The following is an 8,482-nucleotide window of genomic DNA, read 5'->3' as shown; positions in this document are numbered from 1 at the left end:
ATTTAGAATCGCTTTTTTTATATAATCAAATAAGTTTTTAACTACTTACCTTTATTTACTGAGTCAATATATTTCTGTAATGCCATGGTCATAGATGGCGTTTCTGGTGTTGGTGCAGAAATATCTACACGCAGTCCTTTTTCCTTTACAGCTTTTACGGTAGTGTTTCCAAATACAGCTATACGTGTATCTTTTTGTTCAAAGTCTGGGAAATTATGAAATAAAGAATCTATACCAGAAGGGCTAAAGAATACTAAAATATCATAATAGACATTTGTTAAATCAGATAAGTCACTAATTACAGTCTTATAGAATGTAGCTTGTGTCCAATTAACACCTAAATCATCTAGTATTTCTAGTATTACAGGTTTAACTTTGTCTGTAGTAGGTAATAAGAATACTTCATCCTTATATTTTTTAATTAAAGGCATTAAATCTTCAAAATTACGTTTACCAACATAGATTTTACGTTTTCTATAAACTACGTATTTCTGTAAGTAATAAGCAACAGCTTCAGACTGGCAAAAATATTTCATAGAATCTGGCACTTTAAAGCGCATCTCATCTGCTACTCTAAAAAAATGGTCTACTGAGTTTCTACTGGTTAGTATAATAGCAGTATACTTGCTGAGTTCTATTTTTTGTTGTCTAATATCTTTTGCTGAAACACCTTCTACATGAATAAAAGGTCTGAAGTCTACTTTTACCTTTTGCTTCTCTTGCAAATCGTAGTATGGAGAGTTCTCTATTTTAGGCTCTGGTTGCGATACTAAAATCGTTTTCACTTTCATATGTAAACGCTTTATTTAAGTGTTATACTCCGTAATGACCTTATATAACAGTATATAAGGTCCAATTTCGAGAGCGCAAAGATACAATAAAAAATAGAAAAAATTAGGTATTAGTAGTTTTTGATGTTTTTTAAATGATGTAAAGAATCCGATAAGATTAACGAGGAAAACAAGAGTAAATGCTATGATTATAATAATATTAGTATGGGTGTTACTGTATAATAAAAAAAGGTTGGTAATTAAAAGTAACATACCAGAATAGTTTTTAAAAGCTGTTTTCTGAAAAAGATAGTCATCAATTAAGTTATCAACTTCAAAAAGACTGCCTATAAGTCGTTCTAAAAGGGTTTTTATAATCACTATGGTAGAAACGGCAAATAGAAGTTTCAAAAATTCAACCAACTCAAAAGTTAATGGGGTTACAAACGTAGAATACCCAAAGTAAATAAATATGCTAAGTGATATAGAAAGGTTTATAAAAAGAAGACCATCAAAAATATCAATAAATTTTTGATCTCTCGAGTAGATTTTTAAATATTTTGGATTGCTAATTACGAGCAAAAAATCGTTAAAACGTAATGCATTGACATATTTTGCTGCTACAACGAGGGTTAGACTCAACACCGTAAAAATAGTAAACCAGTTATGAGTAATGAAATTTCGCATAATGCTAAATTATAAAGAAAAAAGTTTAACACCACATGATTTTTTCCTAGACTCAAAAAAATATTTTACATCTTTACTGCATTAAAAACTTTACTTTTGTAAAATAATAATGCCACTCAAAGAAGTGTTTTTAAATAGTTTAAATGTCTGACGCAGTAGTCATCATCCCAACATACAACGAGATTGAGAATATTGAAGCGATTATTAGAGCTGTATTTTCACAAGAAAAAGTGTTTCATGTACTTGTGGTAGATGACAACTCACCAGATCAAACAGCACATAAAGTAAATGCGCTTATAAAAGAATATCCAGAGCGTTTATTTTTATTAAAACGCGATAAAAAAAGTGGTTTAGGCACAGCTTACATTGCTGGTTTTAATTGGTGTTTAGAAAAACATTATGATTTTATTTTTGAAATGGATGCTGATTTTTCTCATAATCCAGATGATCTTATAAAGCTTTATAATGCCTGTGCTATTGATGGTGCAGATGTATCAGTAGGCTCCAGGTATGTTAAGGGAATTACAGTAGTTAATTGGCCAATGTCTCGTATTTTATTGTCTTATGGAGCGTCAAGGTATGTGAGATTGATAACACGGATGCGTGTTAAAGACGCAACAGCTGGTTTTGTATGTTATAAACGCAGCGTTTTAGAGACTATAAATTTAAGTAATATTAGATTTATTGGCTATGCCTTTCAGATAGAAATGAAATTTAAAGCAACTAATAAAGGCTTTAAAATTAAAGAAATACCTGTTATTTTTAAAGACAGAACACAAGGGAAATCAAAAATGAGCGGAAGTATAATATCTGAAGCTATTTTTGGAGTTATAAGTTTAAAATTAAAAAGTTTATTTACTAAGTAATATATATCATGAAGCGAAATACCCTCATAAAAAACGCAAGAATAGTCAACGAAGGTAAAATATTTGAAGGTGATATTTTAATTGAAGATAATATCATTAAGGATATAGATATTTCAATTAGTGTAAAATCTGCTGATATCACAGTAATTGATGTAGAAGGAAATTATGTCTTACCAGGTATGATAGATGACCAAGTTCATTTTAGAGAACCAGGGTTAACACAAAAGGCAAACATAGAAACAGAATCTAGAGCAGCTTTAGCTGGTGGAATTACGTCTTTTATAGAAATGCCAAACACCATTCCACAAACTACTACGGTTAAAAAGTTAGAAGAGAAATTTGCAATTGCAGCAAAATCATCTCACGCCAACTACTCTTTTATGTTTGGTGGAACAAACGACAACTTAGACGAGATACTTAAAGTAGATCCTAAAACTGTAGCCGGATTAAAAATATTCTTAGGTTCATCTACAGGAAACATGTTAGTTGATGATCCTAAAGTTTTGGAGAAAATATTCTTAAGTACTGATATGGTTATATCTGTGCATTGCGAAGATGAAGCAACTATAAGAAAGAATTTAGCAAAATACAAAGCTGAATATGGTGACGATATTCCTATGGAAAAGCATCCTATGATCCGAAGTGAAGAAGCCTGTTATTTGTCGTCTTCAAAAGCGATTGAGTTGGCTAAGAAAACAGGAGCACGATTACACGTTTTTCATTTATCTACAGGAAAAGAAACGAAACTATTTTCAAATAAAGTTCCATTAAAAGATAAAAAGATAACTTCAGAAGTCTGTATTCATCATTTGTGGTTCTCGGATGAGGATTATGCTAAAAAAGGAAGTCATATTAAATGGAATCCGGCTGTAAAAACAGCTAAAGATAGAGATCAACTTTGGAAAGCACTTTTAGATGATAGAATAGATGTCATAGCTACAGACCACGCGCCACACACATTAGAAGAAAAAAACAATCCATATACTAGTGCGCCTTCAGGTGGACCTTTAGTACAGCATGCGTTAGTAGCTTTATTAGAAGCGCACCACCAAGGTAAAATTAGTCTAGAAAAAATAGTTGAAAAGACCGCGCACAATCCTTCGATATTATTTGATGTTGAAAATCGTGGTTATATAAGAAAAGGCTATTATGCTGATTTGGTTATTGTAGATTTACAAAACCCTTGGACCGTTAATAAAGAGAATATTCTTTATAAATGTGGCTGGTCTCCTTTTGAAGGTAATACCTTTAAAAGTAGAATTACACATACATTTGTAAATGGTCAATTAGCCTACAACAATTTTAAGGTATTAGACGTTAAAGCAGGTGAACGATTAACTTTTAATAGATAGAATGTACAAAAGTATAGGTGTAATATTGGTATTTGTTTTTTTGTTTGCTGCATGTGATAATTCGAGTAAGCCAGAAAAACCAGCTAACCTTATTTCTAAGGAAAAAATGTCTGATATTTTATATGATTTATATGTTATAAATGCTGCCAAAGGCGTTAATAGAAAACTTCTAGAAAAAAATGGATTTATTCCTGAGACATATATTTTAGATAAATATAATATTGATAGTCTTCAATTTAAAGAAAGTAACAGGTATCATACTTTTAATTCTGAAACCTATAAAGACATTGTAGAAAAAGTAAAAGCTAGATTAGAAAGTGAGAAAAGTATCCATGAAGAACAACTAAAAGAGGATGCCAAAAAATTGAAGAAAAAGCAAGACTCTATAAATAGAGTAGACAAAAATAAAAAGCGCACTAAAAAAAGTAAAGATAGTATAGCTTAGGTTTTACCCTTTCAAATCCTTAAGATATAAGGAGCTCACTTCATTTATTGAGTTTTCTATAGGCTTAAACTCAAAATTAAGTGTATTGCTAATTTTAGAATTATCATATTTAGTAACACTAATAGCTGATTTTGCACTCTGCTTAGATAATACTCTGCGTTTACCAAAAAGTTTATGATTTAACCAGTCTAATCGCCAAACGATATTGAGTAGCCAAGGTTTCGCTTCTTTTTGAGGTGTATTAACATTAAGTGCTATTGCTACTTTTTGCTGAAACGTTTTAAAGCTTAAATTTTCTGATACTAAAATAAAATTTTCGTTTTTAATAGTGCTGTCCATTAATTGCTGCATGGCTTTAACAACATCCCAAACATCAACATAACCAACAACACCTGTTACATAATAGCGCATTCCTTTATATACTTGTTTAAATAAGTTTCCGCTACTTCCGCCATTCCAATAACCTGCGCCTAAAATTACACCAGGATTAACTATAACGGTGTCTAAACCTTCTTGTGTGCCTCTCCAAACTTCTAGTTCAGCACCGTATTTAGTAATGGCATAGACACTGTTATCTTCTTCAGGATTCCATGACGTTTGTTCGTCAATTAATTTTTCAGGATTTGTGTGGTGTCCAATAGCTGCAATAGAACTTACATAACATAGTTTTTCAACTCCGTTAGTTAAACTCAGGTTTACAATATTAGCAGTGCCTTTAATGTTAATTTTACGTAATATTTTTTCCTTATCTGGTTCAAAAGACACAAATGCAGCACAATGGTAAACGTGTGTTACTCCTTTAAAGGCGTTTTGTAATTTAGGAATATCACTAATGTCGGCTTCAATCCATTCAATCTTTTTAAAAAGAAGGTCTGCATCTTCAGAAAAATAAGAAAAGACATGCCTAACACGACTCAGTGTTTTTTCTCTTCTGTAAATTGCTCTCACGCTTATATTGGTGCTTACCAAATTAAAGAGTAAATGCGAACCTACTAATCCTGTTCCACCAGTTACTAAAATCATATAAATATTACAGTATTAACATAGCACTCGTTTTGAGTGCTGCAGAAGTAAAGTTACGGTTTTTTAGAATTGTCTTTTGTCTTTTAAAGCGGAAACATATCTTTACGCACATAATATTGAATCAAATAAAGTGATGGCAAATAAATTTGTTGAAGAATTAACCTGGAGAGGAATGTTGCATGATAGCATGCCAGGAGTAGAGGAGCATCTTACAGAAGCTATGCGAAGTGCTTATGTGGGTTTTGATCCTACAGCAGATTCTTTACATATTGGTAACTTGGTACCCATTATGTTATTGGCTCATTATCAGCGTTGTGGTCACAAGCCATTTGCATTAGTAGGTGGAGCTACAGGTATGATTGGTGATCCTTCTGGGAAGTCTAGTGAGCGTAATTTATTAGATGAAAAAACGTTACGCTACAATCAAAATGCAATTAAGAATCAACTTTCTCATTTTTTAGATTTTGAAAGTAATGCCTCCAATGCAGCTGTTCTGGTAAATAATTATGATTGGATGAAAGAATTTTCATTCCTAGAATTTATTAGAGATGTGGGTAAGCATATTACTGTTAATTATATGATGGCTAAAGATTCTGTAAAGAATAGAATTTCGAGCGAGTCTACTAATGACGGTATGAGTTTTACAGAGTTTACATATCAGCTGGTACAAGGCTATGATTTCTTGCATTTATATAAAAATAACGACTGCACCATTCAAATGGGTGGAAGCGATCAATGGGGAAATATCACAACAGGTACAGAACTAATTAGACGTGTTGGTGGAGGTAAAGGTTTTGCCATTACATGTCCTTTAATTACGAAAAGTGACGGCTCTAAATTTGGAAAGTCTGAAGGTGGTAATGTTTGGTTAGATGCCAATAGAACGTCTCCATATAAGTTTTATCAGTATTGGTTAAACTCTAGTGATGAAGATGCCGAGAAGTATATTAAAATATTTACATTTTTAACCAAGGAAGCGATTGAAAAAATAATTTCTGAACATTCTGAAACACCACATTTAAGACTTTTGCAAAAGCGCTTAGCGGAAGAAATCACAATAATGGTTCACTCTAAAGATGAGTTTGAGAATGCAGTAAGTGCTTCTCAAATATTATTTAGTAAAACCTTTAAAGACGATATTAAAATCTTGAATGAAAAAACTTTTTTAGACGTTTTTGAAGGTGTAAAACAAGCTGAAATTTCTAAAGCAGAATTTGAAGAAGGTTTAGACATGATTGGTGCTTTGGCTGCAAAAACAAATTTTTTGAACTCTAATGGAGACGCTAGGAGAGCTTTAAAAGAAAATGCTGTAGCTGTAAATAAAGTAAAGGTGAAAGAAGACTATATGTTATCTTCTGACGACTTAATTAATGAGAAGTATGTAATAATCAGTAGAGGTAAGAAGACCAATTTTATCCTAAAGGTAATTTAAGGGTTTACTGTAAATAAAGATAAAGTCTGTTAAGCTTATAAAGCTTAGCAGGCTTTTTTATATAAAAAAATACCCGAAATCTCTTTCGGGCATCTCTAACCAATTAATCAACTAGGGCTAATTTTAACTTTTCTTTTTCATAGAATTAATCAAATTTTACAGCCTCCCAATTTAAGTCGCCTTTTTCTTGCAAACCTTTCACATTTTCTTTTTTCCATTTTTCAAGTGTATTATTTCCCCAAGAGTTATAGAATAAATAGAGTTTGCCGTCTCGTATTTCAAACGTTTCTGGGTTAATACTTACTTTTTTAGAGCTTTTAGCAACTGCATAAGCACAATAGCCACCATACTGAGGAATGAATGCTTTAGGGTTTTTTTCAAAAGCGTCTAGATTTTTCTGAGAATTAAATTTGTAATTTATACGATCAAATTTTGTCGTAAACTTTTTTGAACCCTCTAAGGCTTCATTGTTAAAATAGGCAACAACATCATAACCTTCTGCAGCAAAACCCTTCTTGGTATTGTAGTCTAAGTTTTGAGCAAAACCATAGGTAATACTGATAAAAAATATAATAATATACTTCATAATAAATACCTTATATAGTCTAAATAGACGAGTGGTATTATAATTACTTACAAAGCCATGAGATTACACCCACGGATATCTGAGTTATCAAAACGGCCAATAATTTCAAACAGTCCATTGGAGTCAACTTTACCTAAATCTTGTGTAGCAATAAAAGAGCATGAATTAAGATTAGCTAAATCTATAATATTTAGTCCTCCTGTTTTATTTGGTTTTTGAAGTGTAAGTGCATCTTCAGTATCTCTGGTTAAAACCTTCATCCAAGTAGGGCATTCAAAAACACCATTGCCTTTAGAATACGCTTGACTTAAAAGTTCTGTCATACCATATTCACTATGAATTTCTGATACGCCAAAACCAGATTGTAAGATGTGATGCAGTTCTTGTCTAATTATTTCTTTTCGTCTGCCTTTCATACCACCAGTTTCCATGACTATGGTATGCTTCAGATTAAATTGAAATTTCTCAATTAAATCTAGTAGCGCAAAAGACACTCCAATAAGTAACGTTTTTTGACCTCTAGCTTCAAGTTTCTTTAATATTTTTGCTAAATCTTCAAGATTATCTAAGTAGAATCCACTCTCTGGTTGCTTGGATTTTAAGATTAAATCGTTAACCATATATATTAAAGATGAGCCTTCTCTTTCTAAGTAAGATGGTAATAAGGCTAATACTACACAGCCTTCAATAGCATTGTAAAAATGATTAAATCCTCTTAGATAGCTTTCTTCATAAAGTTTTATATCAGTTACTAAATGTTTACTTGTTAGACTTCCTGTTGTGCCAGAACTAGTAAAGGTTTTTTTTATAGACTCATTACTGCTTAAAACGTTATGTGTTTTAAAGAATTGAATAGGCAGAAAAGGGATGTTTTCAATTCTATTTATATCTGAAGGATGCTTATAAAGTAAGTCGCAAAACGATCTATAAACGGGATTATTTTCAAATTGAAATCTAAAAACACCTAAGGCTATAGCCTCAAAATCTTTGGTAGATTTTATATTAAAAATACGCTCTTGGTTAATCATTCAGCAAAAGTATGGAAAATAAAAAAGCGTAGCTCAAAATATCTAGCTACGCTTTATTTGTCTTAAAAGATATTTTTTTAATTAATCACTAATTTCTTAGTCACTGTAGCATTATTTCGAGTGAGTTTTATAATATAAACACCAGTGTTTAAATCTGAAACATTAAGTGTATTATTAGTCAGTATCTCATTTTTAACTTGCTTTCCTAGTAGATCATAAACGCGTATATTAATTACGTCATTATTTAATGAAGAAATAGTAACAGCACCCGTTTTTGTTGGATTAGGATAAAT

10 protein-coding genes are annotated in these 8,482 nt (G+C 31.5%); 4 read left to right on the top strand and 6 right to left on the bottom strand.

What is annotated here, in order from left to right:
- Nucleotides 1-41: 41 nt before the first annotated feature.
- Together B2U95_RS10865 and B2U95_RS10860 are read right to left on the bottom strand one after the other, a co-directional pair.
- On the bottom strand, nucleotides 42-791 hold the full coding sequence (locus B2U95_RS10865) for a uroporphyrinogen-III synthase (protein ID WP_296316237.1): 750 nt from the start codon (nucleotides 789-791) through the stop codon (nucleotides 42-44).
- A 15-nt stretch (nucleotides 792-806) separates the two neighbouring features.
- Nucleotides 807-1,457, bottom strand: a complete 651-nt coding sequence (locus B2U95_RS10860) for a DUF4271 domain-containing protein (protein WP_296316236.1) — start codon at nucleotides 1,455-1,457, stop codon at nucleotides 807-809.
- A gap of 143 nt (nucleotides 1,458-1,600) precedes the next feature.
- Between B2U95_RS10860 and B2U95_RS10855 the strand changes: the two genes are divergently transcribed.
- Genes B2U95_RS10855 through B2U95_RS10845 form a run of 3 tightly spaced genes read left to right on the top strand, consistent with a single transcriptional unit; the run spans nucleotide 1,601 to nucleotide 4,120 of the window.
- Nucleotides 1,601-2,323 carry a polyprenol monophosphomannose synthase gene (locus B2U95_RS10855; RefSeq protein WP_296316233.1) on the top strand — a complete coding sequence of 241 codons (723 nt, stop codon included), beginning with the start codon at nucleotides 1,601-1,603 and terminating at the stop codon, nucleotides 2,321-2,323.
- 8 nt (nucleotides 2,324-2,331) lie between these two features.
- Nucleotides 2,332-3,675, top strand: coding sequence for a dihydroorotase (locus B2U95_RS10850; protein WP_296316230.1), 1,344 nt, complete (start codon nucleotides 2,332-2,334; stop codon nucleotides 3,673-3,675).
- 1 nt (nucleotide 3,676) lies between these two features.
- Nucleotides 3,677-4,120 carry a DUF4296 domain-containing protein gene (locus B2U95_RS10845; protein ID WP_296316225.1) on the top strand — a complete coding sequence of 148 codons (444 nt, stop codon included), beginning with the start codon at nucleotides 3,677-3,679 and terminating at the stop codon, nucleotides 4,118-4,120.
- Between the two features lie 3 nt (nucleotides 4,121-4,123).
- Here B2U95_RS10845 and B2U95_RS10840 read toward each other — a convergent pair whose 3' ends face one another.
- The gene (locus B2U95_RS10840; RefSeq protein ID WP_296316223.1) at nucleotides 4,124-5,143 is read right to left on the bottom strand and encodes an NAD-dependent epimerase/dehydratase family protein; all 1,020 of its coding nucleotides are present in this window, start codon (nucleotides 5,141-5,143) and stop codon (nucleotides 4,124-4,126) included.
- A 133-nt stretch (nucleotides 5,144-5,276) separates the two neighbouring features.
- Between B2U95_RS10840 and tyrS the strand changes: the two genes are divergently transcribed.
- Nucleotides 5,277-6,575: a tyrosine--tRNA ligase gene (tyrS, locus tag B2U95_RS10835; RefSeq protein WP_296316221.1), complete on the top strand. Its 1,299-nt coding sequence runs from the start codon at nucleotides 5,277-5,279 to the stop codon at nucleotides 6,573-6,575.
- Between the two features lie 145 nt (nucleotides 6,576-6,720).
- Here the strand turns inward: tyrS and B2U95_RS10830 are convergent, their stop codons facing one another.
- From B2U95_RS10830 to B2U95_RS10820, 3 genes are all read right to left on the bottom strand, one after another.
- A complete protein-coding gene (locus tag B2U95_RS10830) occupies nucleotides 6,721-7,161 on the bottom strand; it encodes a YHS domain-containing (seleno)protein (RefSeq protein ID WP_296316218.1) in 441 nt (146 codons plus the stop codon).
- A 47-nt stretch (nucleotides 7,162-7,208) separates the two neighbouring features.
- Complete coding sequence (locus tag B2U95_RS10825) at nucleotides 7,209-8,189, bottom strand: acyl transferase (RefSeq protein WP_296316215.1); 981 nt, start codon at nucleotides 8,187-8,189, stop codon at nucleotides 7,209-7,211.
- Nucleotides 8,190-8,266: 77 nt separating this feature from the next.
- On the bottom strand, nucleotides 8,267-8,482 hold a 216-nt coding region (locus B2U95_RS10820), incomplete at its 5' end, for a T9SS type A sorting domain-containing protein (protein ID WP_296316212.1).

It is taken from the genome of Winogradskyella sp. UBA3174, assembly GCF_002364335.1.
Taxonomy (GTDB): Bacteria; Bacteroidota; Bacteroidia; order Flavobacteriales; family Flavobacteriaceae; genus Winogradskyella.
This window is presented reverse-complemented; position numbering and strand designations above follow the sequence as displayed.

Excerpts from the sequence above, each read along its gene's own strand:
- B2U95_RS10865 (WP_296316237.1), bottom strand. The coding sequence starts at position 791 with ATGAAAGTGAAAACGATTTTAGTATCGCAACCAGAGCCTAAAATAGAG.
- B2U95_RS10860 (WP_296316236.1), bottom strand. The coding sequence starts at position 1,457 with ATGCGAAATTTCATTACTCATAACTGGTTTACTATTTTTACGGTGTTG.
- B2U95_RS10855 (WP_296316233.1), top strand. The coding sequence starts at position 1,601 with ATGTCTGACGCAGTAGTCATCATCCCAACATACAACGAGATTGAGAAT.
- B2U95_RS10850 (WP_296316230.1), top strand. The coding sequence starts at position 2,332 with ATGAAGCGAAATACCCTCATAAAAAACGCAAGAATAGTCAACGAAGGT.
- B2U95_RS10845 (WP_296316225.1), top strand. The coding sequence starts at position 3,677 with ATGTACAAAAGTATAGGTGTAATATTGGTATTTGTTTTTTTGTTTGCT.
- B2U95_RS10840 (WP_296316223.1), bottom strand. The coding sequence starts at position 5,143 with ATGATTTTAGTAACTGGTGGAACAGGATTAGTAGGTTCGCATTTACTC.
- tyrS (WP_296316221.1), top strand. The coding sequence starts at position 5,277 with ATGGCAAATAAATTTGTTGAAGAATTAACCTGGAGAGGAATGTTGCAT.
- B2U95_RS10830 (WP_296316218.1), bottom strand. The coding sequence starts at position 7,161 with ATGAAGTATATTATTATATTTTTTATCAGTATTACCTATGGTTTTGCT.
- B2U95_RS10825 (WP_296316215.1), bottom strand. The coding sequence starts at position 8,189 with ATGATTAACCAAGAGCGTATTTTTAATATAAAATCTACCAAAGATTTT.